Genomic DNA, 16,312 nt, shown 5'->3' with positions numbered 1-16,312 from the left:
GAGGAAGGTACTACTGCGCCGGAAATGATGTTGTTTCCGTAGATTAATGAACCTGCTACTGGTTCGCGGATTCCATCAATGTCTACTGGAGGTGCAGCGATGAAGGCGATTACGAAGCAAGCGGTAGCAGCTAGCAGAGTTGGGATCATGACTACGCCGAACCAACCGATGTAAATACGGTTGTTGGTGCTGGTGATCCACTCGCAAAACCGATCCCATACGTTGGCGCTTTCGCGACGTTGTAAGGTTGTTGTCATTGTTTTATAAATGCGATTATTTGTGAATGAATTAGGTAGCTTTGACTACCTGTTACACATCTTAAAGAATTTATTGACTTTTGTAAAGTACTTTCAGAAAAAATTTCTCTTGGGATTTACGCACCGGAGTGGAAAATCCTCAATTCACTGAGAAAACAGAGGCTCTGCGTAATTAATAGTAGCGATGAGAGCGATATCTACGACGCGCTACCTACCCACTTTTATCTTTGCCAAACTCCCACACTTCCTTGTGGGATTGAATCTCGGTGATAAATAGAAGAAATCTAAGTAAGTCGATACAATAAAACCAAACTGTGTGAAGAAAAGTAAACAAGGCTCAAGCCCTTTTTCCCCCTGCTCCGAGCCTTATCCCAACAATAATTATTTACGCCGACCTCATTGTTACCGATTAGCTATCAGCCATTCTTCACGAATAGTTGATGGTAGGGGCGGGCGCAAGCAAAGATAAGCAAGTGGGCCGAGTAGCGGGACAAACGCTACTGGCCAAAACACCTGGGGATTATTCCAGTGGCGACGAGCGATATCATCGCTAAGGATTGTGGGGAATAAAAGACAAAAAAGGCAAAATGCCAAGCTCATGCCATTAATAAAGCGATCGCTTTGGAACTGCTGGACAAAATCTCCCCAGTCACCCAAGATAAACGCATAGGCGAGCAAGCCAACAGTGCTTAAGCTCAAAACAATCCCAAAAAAACGAGAATCTAGCAGCCGTAAAAAAGCATCCTTTTGTCCAGAAAATTCTTGATTGGGTTCGCGAAAAGCCAAATATGGTAACAGACCAAGCACTCCCGATCCTACTGATGCTAAGGCAAAAGGCCAAAAAGGAATCCGTTGCATTCTGCCATCAATGAACAACAAACCACTGTAAATTAGTAGCCAGATGCCCACTAGAGAAAACAAGGAAAGGATAATTGGATTTATCGCAAGCCACTGAAGAGTAAATATATTTTTCAACAGGGTTAGGGTTTCTTGTAAATGCAGGCGCGGTGCTAACAGTAAAACATAAGCGATAAATCCAACCCATAGTAACCACAATGCAACTTTTCTATTCATCATCTTTAGATAGTGTGCATTTAAGATAATTACTAATTTATAATTCGTAACTTTTGGGTCTAAATCCCTCTTTCTGTAGAATTCTGCGTTTAGCTTGCTTAAGAACAGGGGTACATCTATACGTGATTTTTGTATCAGTTGGGGCTAAATCCCTAACTGATACTGTCTTTAATTACAAATTCCTTTAATTTGCAGCTGGCTGCTGACTGGGTATTGTCTCTACCCACACTTCTGGTAAAGACGGACGCACACATAAATAAATCAATGGCCCAAACAGCGGTATCAAAGCTGTTAACCAGAACATCTGGGGATTTTTCCAACCGCGACGCGCCATATCATCCCCTAGCAAAGCTGGAAATAATAGGCTAAGTAGACAGAAATCTAAACTCATCACATTGATGAAGCGGTTAGTTTGCCACTGTTGCACAAAATTACCCCAATCTCCTCCTGTTAAACCATAGGCAACTAGAATAACCGTGGCTACCATCAAGACAACCCCAGTCACACGAGAATCTAGCAGCTTGAGCAAGGCATTCTTTTTACCGACAAACTTATTATTTGGTTCTCTAAGGGTTAAATAGGGTAACAAGGCAAATACCCCGACTCCGAAAGAGGCAGTAGCAAATAGCCAAGCAGGTATTTTTTGTCCTCTACCATCAATAAATACTACTGCACTATAGATGAGAGGCCAGATGCCCATGAGGTTGAATAGTGCTATAACTAACGGGTTAATGCCTTGCCACTGGCCAGTAGAAAGGTTTTTAATTAACTCGAATGTACCAGGTTGCTCAGGAGGAGCGAGGAAAAAAGCATAGGTAGTGAATCCCAGCCACAGCAAGCCAAAGGCAATTTTTCTAACCATGAAAGAGTTAAAAAGTATTAATTATTGATTTTGCCACTATAGTTTCCGCTTATCTACCTGCTATGGTATTGTTCTTTTGTTTAAACCTGTAGCAGGTTGTCTCTATTAGGGATTGAAATAACTGAAAGCTTCTGAGAGGTAATCAGCAGCAGATGCCACGGCTGCGATCGCACTTTCATAATCTAGGCGCGTTGGCCCCAAAACTCCCACGCTTCCTACTGGTATTGAGCCTCGGCGATAGGTGGAAGAAATCAAGGTGCAGGTGCGTATCGGTTCTAGAAGATTTTCTGCGCCAATGCGAACCGTTACCTTTGACTTACCCACATCCTCAAGCTCTGGTTCCTCAAATATTAATCGCCATAGTTGGTCTTGTTCTTCTTCCAGCAGGTGGATAATTGTTTGTACCTGCTGTAATTGGGAAAATTCTGGCTGGCGCAAAACTTCTGACACACCCCGAACCATAATTTGGGTTGCAGTGGGTGCATGAGTGCGACGAGTCAATTCGGCAACTGAATTTTTCAAGAATTCCCCGTAGCGCTGGAACTCCCGATCTAGTTGACTCCAGTCGAGGTTGGCTAATTCCAATAGACTTCGCCCCCGCAAGTGGGTATTCAAAAAGTTAGAAACTATCTGCAACTCGCGATCGATTACCTCTGCATCTCGTTGTGTTTCCTCTGGTATTGGCGACAAATCCATCAACTTGGAATGTGTCTCATAACTATCGGTAACAACAATCAGCACGATCCTTCCCGCTTCAATTTGCACTAATTGCAGATGTCGCAATAGTGCTGTAGTAGTTTGCGGCATAGTAATCAAGCTAATGCAACCACTCAAGGTTGCTAAAATTTGTGCGGCTCCTTGCAATAGGGTTTCTAAACTCCAATCTTCCCACTGGAGGCGCTTTTGCAATGCCACCTCTACTTCTCGTCCTAAACTTTCCGTTCGCGTAGTGTCTCGCAGAGAAGGTGTAATTAGCTGGTCAACATAAAGACGATAGCCTGAGTCTGAAGGTACACGTCCAGCAGAGGCGTGTGGTTGGTAAAGTAACCCGGACTTTTCTAAAACGCCCATCACATTGCGAATTGTGGCTGAACTTACACCCAGGTCGTACTCTTCGACCAAAGCTTTTGAACCAACAGGCTCTGCCGTAGCAATGTAGTGACGTACCGTTGCCCAAAGTATATGCTGTTGTCGATTTGTTAACTGGACTTCCATAGGGTATGTTTTGCTAGAGGCAAATTTTAATCAATGTCTGGAAAAATTTCTGAAATTGATTGAAAACAAAGAATATTAATAATTTATTAAAATAACAAATTATACGATTATATTGTGATAATTATTCTTAAGGTTCGCGTACACTACTCTTTAAAAGTGTCCTTTAAATACAATTTAGGCTTTTGCTGCCAAAGCTGAGAGTTTGAATTTACAACATCCTTTTCTGGCTTATTTTTGCATAATTCTACACTTATAAAAGTATTATTGTATACGTATTTTTGCGGCTATTCCAGCTATGATTGGGGTCGAAAAGTTTCGTAAATATTTAGCCAGTGGAGAAAGTTGCAAGCTTTCCTGGTAAGCCCCTAAGTTTATAATATTGCTATTTTCAGCATAGCAAAAGCCAGATGGAAGTTATTCTTCCATCTGAGTAATACACCTAAATACAAGCTAATACTGAGGAATTGAATGGTCTACTAAGACAGAATAAGCATCAATACCACCCGAAATATTTTGCACATTTGTAAAACCTTGAGCAATTAACCACTGGCACATCTGGGCAGAGCGGATGCCGTGGTGGCATAGTACAAGGGTTTCAGCTTGGGGATTGAAGAGGGTCGGAACTCGATCTCCCCATTCAGCAAATTGACTCAAGGGTAGGTTGACAAAGCCCTCAATGCTAGCAAGCTCCAATTCTTGTGGTTCGCGTACATCTACTAGCTGAATACTTACATCACCAGAAGAAAGACGTTGTGCCAGTTCTTGTACACTAATCTGGTTCATGGGTTGACTAAAAAAATTCCCTATAAACAGTCCTAATCCTATTTATGGTGACAGAAAATCTCTGCCTTTGCATGAGTATCCATTCTCAAGAAGGTTGATAGATTCTGGTAGGCTTTCTGCTTAAATGGCTGTAAACCGTCTTTTTTAAAGGTTTAATGTGAATAGACAACGTTCATTTATCGGTTTTATCGTAGCAGGTGCGATCGCACTGCTAGTGATTGCGATCGCAGGCTTTTACTGGTTTTTCGCCAAAAGTCCGGCTAACCTCATTGCTTCTAACTCTCAGCCTGGTGCAGCTATATTCGTGTCGAAACTTTCCCCTGTAATGGTGTCATTACTGGCAAATCCTGACCGTTTGCAGGCGCTGGAACGGGAAGAGGAACTATCTAAACTCAAAACCAGTTTATTCGCCAAGAGTGGCATAGATTACAAACAAGACATTCAACCCTGGTTAGGGGACGAAATTACATTAGCGATTGCTACCTTGGATATCGATCGCGATCGAGAAAACGGACAGCAACCAGGGTATCTGTTGGCACTAGCAACCAAGCAACCGGAGAAAAGCCGCGAGTTTGTCGAGTTGTTGTTTTCCAAACGGGCGTTAGCTGGAGCAAATTTAGCTGTTGAACAATACAAAGGCATAAAGCTGATTTCTGACAATTCTCAACCAGAACAAGGCTTGCTTACAGGTGCTGTTGTTGGTGAAGGCTTTGTGTTATTTGCCAACGATCCGAAAGTGTTGCGAGACGCCATCAATAACGTCCAAGCGCCCGATCTGAATTTGACTAGTTCGTCTGAATACCAAAAAGCCACTAAAGAACTGCCCAAAGGAAGTTTAGCTGTAGCTTTCTTAAATCTTCCGATCGTGGCAAAATGGCAAGGCTTAGAGTTACCAGAACAACTTTATAATAGCCAAATCATTTCTCTGGCGTTGAACCCCAAAGGATTGCTGGCGGAAACTACCTTTCTGACTTCATCGGAAATTGTTCCCCCATCTGCACCACTATCTAAACCTGTGGGGGGATTGCAGTATATTCCAGCATCAGCAGGTTTGGCAATTTCCGGCTCAAATTTGAGTAATTTGGGTAACAGTGATTTAGCAAAACTCTGGAGACAAGCGACAGCAACCATATATGGTTCTGAGGAAGATGTGGTTTCTCGGTTAGCAAAACCCTTAACCGACGTTCAAAAACGTTGGGGCATAAACTTCCCAGAGGATATTTTTAGTTGGGTACAGGGAGAATATGCCATAGCATTGTTAGGTGAGAAAGAGCAAACAATCCCTCATTGGATTTTTGTAGTGGAAAAATCTGAGGGTGTAGAACAAGGCGTTGCTCGTTTGGATGCGATCGCTTCATCCAACGGACTCAGCATCAGTCCCCTGACTATAGACAACCAAAAAATCTCCGCTTGGACAGAGTTAACCACTGCTACTAAAAAAAGTGATGCCAAAGAGGGAGCATCGTTCAGCATTGAAACAAAAGTGCGGGGATTGCATACAACTTTAGGAAATTACGAAATTTTCACATCTGACTTAGAGACGATGAATGAAATTCTCACAGCCAAGGATAATTCCATAATTGACAATCCGAATTTCAAAGATAGTATCGCTGCAATTCCCCGACCAAACCAAGGCTATATATATCTTGATTGGACAAAGAGCCAAAATTTGTTAGAGCGTCAAGTACCGGTTCTCAAGCTAGTAGAAGTCTTAGGGAAACCGTTTTTTAACAACCTGCGATCGCTCACAGTCAGCAGTTATGGAACTGACACGCGATCGCTTAAAGGTGGCGTCTTCTTCAAACTCAATAATTCGTGACATTTTCATAGAAGCTCAAAGTGCAAAAGGTAAAAAATTATTTTACCTTTTGCCTTTTTTTTGCCATGCAATATTTACGTAGTTTTTTTATAAGCTTTGTTGCCTATAAGTAAATCATCATTTGGGGAATTGTCGCTAGATTAAGAAACAGCCTAGCAATTAGCTGCGTGCTTTCAAAGCCATTACTTGTGGCACATTTTAATGTGGCACAACCAACTGAAATTCCACTGTAATTTTTTCATTAAAATATGTATATATCATTACTAATTTAACAGCCTGTTGGAGGGCTACTATGAAATACTGTCGCCCCCGACTTCAGTTTCGCAACGGCTGGCTGTTGGCTATACTTACCGCCATCACAGCTACCCCTGCAATAGCACAGACAGCAAATTTTAGTACTATCACCCTGTCAAAAAATTCCGATCCAGCACAAGGAAGAGTCCAGGGGTTTACAGGTGGTTCTTACTCATTGTCTGCCATAAGTAACCGCGATCGCGATCGAAAAGCCTGTATTGGCTTTGCCGATCCCAATCCAGATCACATTATGGTTTTGGAAAAGGACTTTTCCCAGATGACAATACAAGTCGATAGCAATAATAACGACACTACTTTACTTGTCCAAGGTCCAGATAACACAACAATTCGTTGCGGCGATGACACTGGCAAAAGTAAAGATGCTAGCGTTAGCGATCGCAGCTGGAAAAGTGGTACTTATCGGATTTGGGTAGGTACATTTAATCCTGGGGTGAAGCGTGACTATACTCTGACAGTGGAGCAGCAATGAAGTAAGGAGTAGGAAGCAGGGGAAGCAGCGGGAAAATTCCTCTCCTCTGGCTCTTCTGCCCAATGCCCCATTCCCAATTTTTAGGTATAACACTTGAGAGGATAATATGGGAGAGTAGCTTGTTGTGCTTTCCGAGGGTGCTATCTCGTGCTATCTATACTGCGTGCTGACTTTCGTATCATATTTGAACGTGACCCAGCTGCCCGTAACTGGTTGGAAGTTTTATTTTGTTACCCTGGTTTGCAAGCCCTGCTATTCCATAGGCTGGCTCACTGGCTGTATACTGTTGGTCTTCCCTTTATTCCCCGCCTGATTTCTCACTTGGCTCGGTTTTTGACTGGAATTGAAATCCACCCTGGCGCAGCTATTGGACAAAGTGTGTTTATTGACCACGGGATGGGTGTAGTAATTGGCGAAACTGCGATCGTTGGAAACTATGCCCTAATTTATCAGGGTGTCACTCTTGGAGGTACTGGTAAAGAATGTGGCAAGCGCCATCCCACTGTGGGCGAAAATGTCGTAGTCGGGGCTGGAGCGAAGGTGCTGGGCAATATCCAAGTTGGTAATAATGTCCGTATTGGCGCTGGATCGGTAGTTCTAAGGGATGTCCCTTCGGACTGTACTGTGGTAGGTGTGCCTGGACGGATTATATATCGTTCTGGAGTTCGGGTTGCACCTCTTGAACACAATAACTTACCAGATTCGGAAGCTGAAGTAATTCGTGCTTTAGTAGATCGGATTGAGGCGTTGGAAGAACAAATACAAACTCTTCAGCGCAGCAACAATTCTGTAAACACTCCTGTATTGGTAGGTTGTGTAGCTTCTAACCAATCTGATTTCTCACAAGCTGCTCCTGTGTGTAGCCTTAAAGATAAGGCAATACAGCAGTTTCTAGATGGTGCGGGTATTTAAATCAAGTTAGGAGTTAAGAGTGAGGAGTAACTTTCAACTCATAACTCCTAAGTAACAAAATTAAGGATTAATTTCTTCACAAAACCATTCTTGATTGTCATCTTGGCGGTAAAACCGTCTATTTTGTGGTTCGCCCCGCAATTCTAAATGGTCTACCTGCGCTGGATCGAGTAGCAGTAGACAGAAATTAGGCACTGGTTGCACGGGGTTGGGTGCTGGTGGCTCAAAAGCTTCCAATTCCAGGACTCTAGGTTTACCGGGATGAGGCCAAGCAAACTGTAAACGTGCAGCATCACTCAGTTCTTGCCACATAGCAATCCGGGCTGGCTGTAAATCCTGGTACGAATCATCACCGCTTACTAGGGTCAAGCAGCCAGTGATGCGAAATTGTTCTCGTGTATTGGGGAAGTACCAGCAAACTTCTGCCCAAGGTTGTTGCTGTATCTGTTGGGCTTTAGCGCTACGAGTATCGGTGATAAATTTTAGCTGGTTTGAATCTTCTAGAAAGCCGCGAAAGACTAGGGTACGATTAGCGGGACGACCGTTCGGTTGCACCGTTGCTAGTTGGAGGTAACGGGCATAAACAAGGCTGCGGTTGCGATGGAGTGCATGAGCGATCGCGCTTCGCCAAGGAGCAAGGGACATTATAAAGTTCCGTACCTAAGTATTGAGTATACTACTCTATAAGTTAATTACAAAATGAGCAAGTCAAAATAATTCATAATTGATAATTACAATCAGTTTATATATAAATGGTTACAATTCCAGTAATAGATTTAACTGCTTTTACTAATGGCAATACAATAACTCGGCAAACTGTTATCAAACAAATCTATCAAGCTTGCCATGAGATTGGCTTTATATACTTATATAATTCAGGAATATCAAAAGACTTAATAAGGCAAGTATTCGCTCACAGCAAATATTTTTTCAATTTACCGTTAGAAGTTAAGCAAAAGCAAGCTTGGAGTGATGAGTTTAGTAATACAGGATATGTTGGCCTTGAGAGAGAACGACTTAACCCCAACAAACCAGGCGACTTGAAAGAGGCATTTAATATAAACAAACAAGCAGCTACAGAAATAGATGCTTCTATTCTCACCTTTTATGATATTTGTACAGAACTTGCCAACACAGTGTTACAAGCATTTGCTTTGGCGTTGGAATTGCCAGAAGATTTTTTTATAGCAAGACACAATCAACAAAATCATACCTTGCGATCGCTCCACTATCCCCCATTGCAGACACCACCCAAACCCGAACAGGTGCGTGCTGGCGAGCATTCTGATTATGGCAGTATTACCTTACTTTTCCAAGATGACGTTGGCGGGCTGGAAGTACAGACAGCATCTGGAAATTGGATTGCCGCACCTGCAATTCCTGATACTGTAGTAGTCAATACTGGCGATTTAATGCAACGGTGGACAAATCATGTGTTTTGCTCAACCAAGCATCGAGTGATAATTCCTAGTGACAGCAGGGTAAACCACTCCCGGTATTCTGTCGCTTTTTTCTGTCATCCTAATGATGATACAGAAATTGCTTGTCTGAAAAGTTGCCAGAAAGAACAATCGCCTATTTATCCCCCTATCCTTGCGGGAGAATATCTTTTAAGTCGTTTACAAACAACTTATGGTAATTCGTAATGACGCTCGTTCGCTCTTAGCGTCTCCCCTTGGGAGAAGACTCGCTAACGCTACGCTAACGGAATTCGTAATTAAGCAAGATATTTAATATGAAAACCTACGACTGGATTGTGGTTGGCGGTGGAATTGCGGGTGCTGCACTCGCCTATGAACTGTCGAAAACTGGGTTTTCTGTTCTTTTGTTAGAGCAATACGAAACACCACAGAATGCAACTCGCTATAGTTATGGTGGCCTTGCCTATTGGTCTGGGACTACAATATTAACTCGGCAATTGTGCGAAGATGCGATCGCACGTTACCATATCTTATCTCAAGAGTTAGACGCTGATATCCAATTTCGGGAATTAGATTTATTACTAACTATTTCAGCCGATAGTGACCCAGAAGCAACTGCGGCATCATATAATGATTGTGCCATTCCACCCCGTTTACTCAGTATTCAAGAAGCTTGTGAGTTGGAACCGCAGCTAAATCGAGAGGCGATATCTGGTGCTTTAACTGTCAAACACGGTCATATTCACCCAGAAAAAACAGCACAAGCTTATATCCAAGCTTTTGAGCGGGCTGGGGGTGAAATGCAGATTACCCAAGTATTGCAAATACTGGAAGATGGTGTAAAAACAACTACTGCAACTTTCCACAGTGGTAACGTTGTCATTTGTGCGGGTGGACTCAGCCGCCAGCTTCTAAAATCTGCTGGTATTCCCATCAAGCTGTATTTTACTCATGCAGAAATAATTGAAACCCCACCTGTAGATGTGCAGTTACGCACCTTAGTTATGCCAGCGAATCAGCAACGGTTTCAACTAGAAGCTGAATCTACTCAAGTTGATGAATTATGGGATGAACTTGGTAATGAGTTAGTACCACCGATTTTAGATGTGGGTGCAATTCAGTTTCAAGATGGTAGTATCCGCATTGGGCAGATTAGCCGTGCGATCGCAGATCCTCATGCCAATGTAAACTCAGACGTAAGCGAAAAATGGTTGCGAAAAGGTGCTGGTCAAATTTTACCAGCATTGGAGAATTTACCAGGGACTTGGTATCACTGCTTAGTGGCATTTAGTAGCAATCAACTTCCCTTAATTGGTGCTATTCCAGGATTGGAAGGCGTTCATGTTTTCTCTGGGTTTAGCAATCCCCTAGTACTTATACCACCTTTGGCAAAGCGTTTTGCTAATTTTGCAACTGGCCAGGAAGATGAAATTATTACACAAATGCTAATCTAAAAGCCCCGTAGTTAAAGACATAAATATTACTGATGCTGATACATGAGGTACAGTCAAACTTTGGAGTTATAAAAAGTGGATATAATATCATGTTCGTGTAATCATATCATGTCCGCATAATTAGTTATGCTAACCACAGTCATTACACCCCACCCCTTAATCCCCTCCCCGCCTGCGGGGAGGGGAGACAAAGCACAGCTTTGGCGGGGTGGGGTTCTTCGGGTTTAATAAATAATCAAGCAGACATGATATAACTGCACTGAATTTTAATTCAATCTCAAACTTGGTTAATTGACAATAGTGCATCTTGTCTGTCTAAATAAATAATTAGAGTTCGCCTAATTTTCAGTAAAGGAATAGCAGCAATGTCTTCCATTGAGGACAACAAAATAATTGCTCAACGGTGGATAGAACTTATTAGCGAGCATAAAATCGAAGAAATTTGCGAGATAACCGCCCTGAATTGGAAAATGCACGGTGGTTTACCAGAACTTCCCCTTGGCCCTGAAGGGGTACGCAAACTCTTTGGTTCATTTGGGCCTATCCAGCAGAAATGGACAATTGAAGACGTAATCGCTGAAGGTGACAAAGTTGTTGTGCGTGCGACGAATACCTGCATTCAGGAGAGTTTTCTTGGCATACCAAGTCACGGCCGTCAACAGACTTTCACTGCTACCTTCATTCATTATATTGCCGACGGCAAGATAATTGAAACCTGGCGAAACGCTGACGATCTTGGACGGGTTCTTCAGCTTGGCGCACGGATTGAACCAGGAGTATCTGAGTAATAGCAGTAGTTGATTAAAACTATTGTTGTCTTAACCAGCTATCTGTTCAGCACATACCAGACTTTTGAAAAGAGATAAGTAGGTAGACATAATTAAATATAAAATAAACTCCTAGTTTGTAGTGAGCGATTTATCGCTCAGAGCAAGAATTATCAGGACTAAAGTCCTGACTACAAACTTGAAATTTATTTATGCCTAGATACTTAGCAGTTTTTAACTGTCTAGAATCAAAGACGTTCGTGGAAGAGAAAGTTTTTACTTTTCCATAACGTATTGCATAGATATGAGAATCTTTATAAAGTTCACAAAGCTTAATCTTAAAAAGTTTGTTTTTTATTACAAAAACAAACTTTTTTGTATAAGGCGTCACTTTTTACTAGTAAACTATCGCACTAATATCACACTTTAAAGATTGATATTGTCAGCTTTCTATAAGTTGGCTGATTCATCAAGAGGAAAATTCATAAAAAGATGAGAAGACAATTTAACCGACGCAAGTTTATAATTTACGGTTCTTTAACTTTTGGAAGCAGCTTTTTTTTGAAAGCTTGCGCGAATAATTCTCCAACTGCAACACAGACTCCAGCCGCACCTCCCACTGCTTCACCAGCGGCGGCGACTGCTGGTGACACCATCAAAGTAGGTATTTTGCACTCTCTGAGTGGTACGATGTCTATTAGTGAAAAAAGCGTTGTTGATGCTGAAAAGTTAGCAATCAAAGAAATTAACGCTGCTGGTGGTGTTTTAGGTAAACAAATTGAAGCAATTACCGAAGATGGTGCTTCTAACTGGGATACTTTTAGAGAAAAAGCAACCAAGCTAATCGATCAAGATAAAGTAGCTGTAGTCTTTGGTTGTTGGACTTCTGCTAGCCGCAAGAACGTTAAGCCAGTATTCGAGAGCAAAAACCACATGCTCTGGTATCCTGTGCAATACGAAGGTCAAGAGTGTTCTAAAAATATTTTTTACACTGGCGCTGCACCAAATCAACAAATTGAACCATCTGTTGATTGGCTGTTAAAAAATAAGGGCAAAGAATTCTTCTTAGTTGGCTCTGACTATGTTTTTCCCCGGACTGCTAATACCATCATTAAAGCTCAACTAGAAGCTTTAGGCGGAAAAACAGTTGGTGAGGATTATTTACCTCTTGGTAACACAGAAGTTACACCAATTATCACTAAAATTAAGCAAAATTTACCCAATGGTGGGGTGATTTACAACACCTTAAATGGTGATAGCAACGTTGCTTTCTTCAAACAATTAAAAGGGGCTGGATTGACACCAGATAAATATCCCTCCATGTCTGTAAGTATTGCCGAAGAAGAAGTTAAAGCGATTGGTGTAGAGTATCTCAAAGGTCATTATGCAGCTTGGAACTATTTCCAAACAGTAGACACACCTGCTAATAAGAAGTTTGTAGCAGCTTTCAAAAAAGAATACGGTGAAAATCGGGTGACAAATGACCCAATGGAAGCAGCATACATTGCAGTTTATTTGTGGAAACAAGCAGTCCAAAAAGCTGGTACTACAGACATAGCAAAGGTAAGTGCTGCGGCTTATGGTCAAACTCTAGATGCGCCTGAAGGTAAAGTGACAATGGATGCCAATCATCACATATCCAAAATTGTGCGGATTGGTCAAGTTAGACAAGATGGTTTATTTGATATTGTCTATGCTACTCCAACAGCAGTTGAGCCAGTTCCTTGGAATCAATTTGTGAAAGAAACTAAAGGATTTGCTTGTGATTGGAGTGACCCTGCTAAGGGTGGTAAGTACAAGAAAGTTTAATTCATTAGTCATTAGTCATTTGTCATTAGTCATCGGTTAATAGTTACAAGCAACAAAAGACAAAGGACAAAGGACTGATGACTAAAAAAGCTGATAGCTGTTGTGGAGAAATAAGTGTTAGCAGGATTTTTGGAAGCTGTATTTAATGGTATTAGTATTGGCGCGGTATTATTGATTGCCGCGTTGGGACTAGCCATTATATTTGGATTGATGGGCGTCATCAATATGGCGCATGGTGAATTGATGATGTTCGGCGCTTATACAACTTATGTTGTCCAAAATGTCTGCAAACAATTGGGTGGGGTGTGGTTTGAAGTCTATATATTTTTGGCTTTGATTATTGCTTTTATATTCACGGCAGGTGTGGGATTAATTTTAGAAAAAGGTGTAATTCGTTATCTCTATGGACGCCCATTAGAAACTTTACTAGCAACTTGGGGAGTAAGTTTAATTTTTCAGCAGTTTGTCCGCAGCGTGAATTGGGTATTGATAATTTGTCTAGGTTTATTTTCTCTGCTGTTTTTTGGAGGTTTATGGATTTTAAATTCCCGCACAGATTTGGGAAGGGTTCGTAACTGGATTGTGACGGTGATATTTTTATTATCGCTGGGGGTGACAATTACAACAGGCAATTTATTGAGTCAAACTTATCAGTTAGCAGTAACTCAACCTTGGTTTGGCGCTCAAAATGTAGATGTAACAGCACCGACTTGGTTACAAGCAGGGATATCTTTAGGTGGTGTGCAATTGCCCTTTGCCAGATTATTTATTATTGCTTTAACAATAATCTGTGTAGCAGGAATTTACTTATTTTTACAACGTTCTAGCTGGGGTTTAAGAATTCGGGCGGTGACGCAAAATCGGAGTATGAGTGCTTGTTTGGGTATCCCAACTCAAAAGGTTGACGCGATTACTTTTGCACTGGGTTCGGGTTTAGCTGGTGTGGCTGGATGTGCGATTAGTTTGCTTGGTTCTGTAGGGCCAAATACGGGACAAAACTATATTATTGATACTTTTATGGTTGTTGTCGTTGGAGGTGTGGGGAATTTAGCCGGGACGATTGTGGCGGCGTTGGGTATTGGTACGGCTAATTTTTTAATTGGTTCTGGTACTTTGGCTTTGTTGTTGAGTCCTGTTAAGCCTTTGGCTGATTTGTTTACTTTTTTTGCGACGACGAGTATGGCTAAGGTGATGGTGTTTGCGCTGATTATTGTGTTTTTGCAGTGGAAGCCTGGGGGGATTTTTCCGCAGAAGGGACGTACTGTTGATGTTTAACGAACCGCAGAGACGCAGAGGACGCAGAGAATGAGGAAGAGGGGAGGAGGGTTATTAATTGAGGTGGGGATGGCGATCGCGATCGCACTTTTCCTTATAATTATCATGCCAGTGGTGCTGTCGGAGTTTCGTCTAAATTTGTTGGGGCGATTTTTGTCACTGGCGATCGCAGCTTTGGGTATTGATTTGATTTGGGGGTATACTGGTTTATTGAGTTTGGGACATGGTATTTTCTTTGGTTTGGGTGGATATGCGATCGCAATGTACCTGAAACTCCAAGTCCCGACTGGAGAATTGCCTGATTTCATGGGACTTTATGGAGTTACAGAACTTCCCGTATTTTGGCAACCTTTTTATTCTTTTCCTTTGACAATAGCTTTGGTGGTACTAATTCCGGGGTTATTGGCGGGTTTGTTGGGATATTTGGTTTTCCGAAATCGTCTCAAGGGAGTTTATTTTTCTATCTTGACTCAAGCCGGAACTATTGTATTTTTCAACTTCTTTAATGGTCAGCAACAATTTTTCAACGGTACGAACGGACTGATAGATTTTACAACTTTGTTTGGGGCAACGGTCAGCGATGCCAAAACACAGTTTATTTTCTACACGCTGACGGTAGTGTTTCTCGCAATCACCTACGGAATTTGTCGCTGGTTGACAACTGGACGCTTTGGAAGATTGCTAATAGCGATTCGGGATGATGAAAGTCGAGTAAGATTTTCTGGCTACGACCCTACAGATTTTAAGGTGTTGGTGTTTGCAGTTTCAGGTGCGATCGCAGGTATAGCAGGAGCATTTTACACTATTCAGAGTGGTTCTGTCTCACCTAGAGCAATGGATATTGCCTTTTCGATTGAAATGGTGATTTGGGTGGCTGTAGGCGGACGCGCTACTTTAATTGGGGCAATTGTCGGAACTTTGTTAGTAAATTATGCCCGCACTTTTTTAAGCGAACAATTTGCAGAAATCTGGCTATTTTTCCAAGGCGCACTATTTTTGATAGTCGTCACAGTCCTTCCCGACGGTATCGTGGGATGGTTGCGTAGTCAGAATATTTCTCTTTTCCACCGTCGTCAAGAAATTGCTACATATCCCACCTTGGAAGAAGACCCGGAAGTGCAACATGAACGCGAAAATATTGGAAACTGAAAACGTAACTGTTAGTTTTGACGGATTTAAGGCTTTAAACCAGCTTAATTTTAGTATGGATGTGGGTGAATTACGGGTAGTAATTGGCCCCAATGGTGCGGGAAAGACAACGTTTTTGGATGTGATTACGGGGAAAGTTCAGCCAACCGTGGGGCGAGTTTTATTCAAAGGAAGAAATCTGCGTTCTTTACCTGAATATAAAATTGCCCGATTGGGAATTGGGCGCAAGTTTCAAACACCCCGAATTTACCTGAACTTAACGCCCCGTGAAAATTTAGAAATTACTAGTAACAAGAAGAAAAATGTCTTTTCTACCTTGTTTGAACGTTCTGAGGCTGTTGAAAAGAATAATATTAAAGGATTATTAGAAACCATCGGTTTAACGCCGAAAGCTGATATCAGAGCAGCTTTACTTTCTCACGGAGAAAAGCAACGTTTAGAAATTGGGATGTTAGTAGCACAGTCTCCAGATTTATTACTTGTTGATGAACCCGTTGCTGGTTTAACAGATGAAGAAACTTACAATATTGGCGAACTACTTTTAGCACTAGCGCAGAGTCATTCAATTTTAGTAATTGAACATGATATGGAATTTGTGCGTCAAATTGCCAAGAAAGTAACAGTATTACATGAAGGTTCGGTGCTGTGTGAAGGAAATTTTGAGGAAGTACAAAATGACTCTCGTGTTATTGAAGTATATTTAGGAAAACAGGAAGAATGAAAAACTCAAT

General features: G+C 41.8%; 15 protein-coding genes and 1 pseudogene. 10 read left to right on the top strand and 6 right to left on the bottom strand.

Annotation, left to right across the window (positions count from 1 at the left end; all coding sequences use genetic code 11):
• The 5 genes and pseudogenes from V7L01_RS11070 to V7L01_RS11050 form a co-directional block, all read right to left on the bottom strand.
• Positions 1 to 257, bottom strand: a pseudogene (locus tag V7L01_RS11070) (photosystem II q(b) protein); the annotation flags it as partial.
• 402 nt (positions 258 to 659) lie between these two features.
• A complete protein-coding gene (locus tag V7L01_RS11065) occupies positions 660 to 1,331 on the bottom strand; it encodes a hypothetical protein (RefSeq protein ID WP_335034637.1) in 672 nt (223 codons plus the stop codon).
• Positions 1,332 to 1,515: 184 nt separating this feature from the next.
• Positions 1,516 to 2,193 carry a DUF2834 domain-containing protein gene (locus V7L01_RS11060; RefSeq protein ID WP_335034620.1) on the bottom strand — a complete coding sequence of 226 codons (678 nt, stop codon included), beginning with the start codon at positions 2,191 to 2,193 and terminating at the stop codon, positions 1,516 to 1,518.
• A 105-nt stretch (positions 2,194 to 2,298) separates the two neighbouring features.
• Positions 2,299 to 3,408: a heat-inducible transcriptional repressor HrcA gene (gene hrcA, locus V7L01_RS11055; protein ID WP_335034618.1), complete on the bottom strand. Its 1,110-nt coding sequence runs from the start codon at positions 3,406 to 3,408 to the stop codon at positions 2,299 to 2,301.
• A gap of 450 nt (positions 3,409 to 3,858) precedes the next feature.
• Entirely contained in the window at positions 3,859 to 4,191 is a 333-nt protein-coding gene (locus tag V7L01_RS11050; RefSeq protein WP_335034616.1) for a rhodanese-like domain-containing protein, read from the bottom strand.
• 157 nt (positions 4,192 to 4,348) lie between these two features.
• Here V7L01_RS11050 and V7L01_RS11045 point away from each other — a divergent pair, with 157 nt between their 5' ends.
• From V7L01_RS11045 to cysE, 3 genes are all read left to right on the top strand, one after another.
• Positions 4,349 to 6,010 (top strand): DUF3352 domain-containing protein, encoded by a 1,662-nt coding sequence (locus V7L01_RS11045; protein ID WP_335034614.1) that lies wholly within the window; start codon positions 4,349 to 4,351, stop codon positions 6,008 to 6,010.
• Between the two features lie 292 nt (positions 6,011 to 6,302).
• Positions 6,303 to 6,794, top strand: a complete 492-nt coding sequence (locus tag V7L01_RS11040) for a hypothetical protein (RefSeq protein WP_335034612.1) — start codon at positions 6,303 to 6,305, stop codon at positions 6,792 to 6,794.
• A gap of 147 nt (positions 6,795 to 6,941) precedes the next feature.
• Complete coding sequence (gene cysE, locus V7L01_RS11035; protein WP_335034610.1) at positions 6,942 to 7,706, top strand: serine O-acetyltransferase; 765 nt, start codon at positions 6,942 to 6,944, stop codon at positions 7,704 to 7,706.
• A 60-nt stretch (positions 7,707 to 7,766) separates the two neighbouring features.
• Here cysE and V7L01_RS11030 read toward each other — a convergent pair whose 3' ends face one another.
• Entirely contained in the window at positions 7,767 to 8,351 is a 585-nt protein-coding gene (locus V7L01_RS11030; RefSeq protein WP_335034608.1) for an Npun_F5749 family FMN-dependent PPOX-type flavoprotein, read from the bottom strand.
• 107 nt (positions 8,352 to 8,458) lie between these two features.
• On the opposite strand from V7L01_RS11030, the gene V7L01_RS11025 reads away from it, so the two are divergent.
• The 7 genes from V7L01_RS11025 (at position 8,459) to urtD (ending at position 16,302) form a co-directional block, all read left to right on the top strand.
• Positions 8,459 to 9,352: an isopenicillin N synthase family dioxygenase gene (locus V7L01_RS11025; protein WP_335034606.1), complete on the top strand. Its 894-nt coding sequence runs from the start codon at positions 8,459 to 8,461 to the stop codon at positions 9,350 to 9,352.
• 89 nt (positions 9,353 to 9,441) lie between these two features.
• Positions 9,442 to 10,581 carry an NAD(P)/FAD-dependent oxidoreductase gene (locus tag V7L01_RS11020; protein WP_335034604.1) on the top strand — a complete coding sequence of 380 codons (1,140 nt, stop codon included), beginning with the start codon at positions 9,442 to 9,444 and terminating at the stop codon, positions 10,579 to 10,581.
• 365 nt (positions 10,582 to 10,946) lie between these two features.
• Positions 10,947 to 11,369 carry an ester cyclase gene (locus V7L01_RS11015; RefSeq protein WP_335034603.1) on the top strand — a complete coding sequence of 141 codons (423 nt, stop codon included), beginning with the start codon at positions 10,947 to 10,949 and terminating at the stop codon, positions 11,367 to 11,369.
• Positions 11,370 to 11,840: 471 nt separating this feature from the next.
• Complete coding sequence (gene urtA / locus V7L01_RS11010; RefSeq protein WP_335034602.1) at positions 11,841 to 13,157, top strand: urea ABC transporter substrate-binding protein; 1,317 nt, start codon at positions 11,841 to 11,843, stop codon at positions 13,155 to 13,157.
• Positions 13,158 to 13,271: 114 nt separating this feature from the next.
• Positions 13,272 to 14,432: an urea ABC transporter permease subunit UrtB gene (urtB, locus tag V7L01_RS11005; protein WP_335034600.1), complete on the top strand. Its 1,161-nt coding sequence runs from the start codon at positions 13,272 to 13,274 to the stop codon at positions 14,430 to 14,432.
• Between the two features lie 30 nt (positions 14,433 to 14,462).
• Positions 14,463 to 15,581: an urea ABC transporter permease subunit UrtC gene (urtC, locus tag V7L01_RS11000; RefSeq protein WP_335034599.1), complete on the top strand. Its 1,119-nt coding sequence runs from the start codon at positions 14,463 to 14,465 to the stop codon at positions 15,579 to 15,581.
• Positions 15,556 to 16,302, top strand: a complete 747-nt coding sequence (gene urtD / locus V7L01_RS10995; protein WP_334843027.1) for an urea ABC transporter ATP-binding protein UrtD — start codon at positions 15,556 to 15,558, stop codon at positions 16,300 to 16,302. The genes urtC and urtD overlap by 26 nt, the downstream gene beginning before the upstream one ends.
• Positions 16,303 to 16,312: the final 10 nt, after the last annotated feature.

The organism is Nostoc sp., assembly GCF_036917095.1.
In the GTDB taxonomy this organism is placed as follows: domain Bacteria; phylum Cyanobacteriota; class Cyanobacteriia; order Cyanobacteriales; family Nostocaceae; genus Nostoc.
Note: the sequence above shows the minus strand (reverse complement) of the source record. Positions and strands in the feature narration are given on the sequence as shown.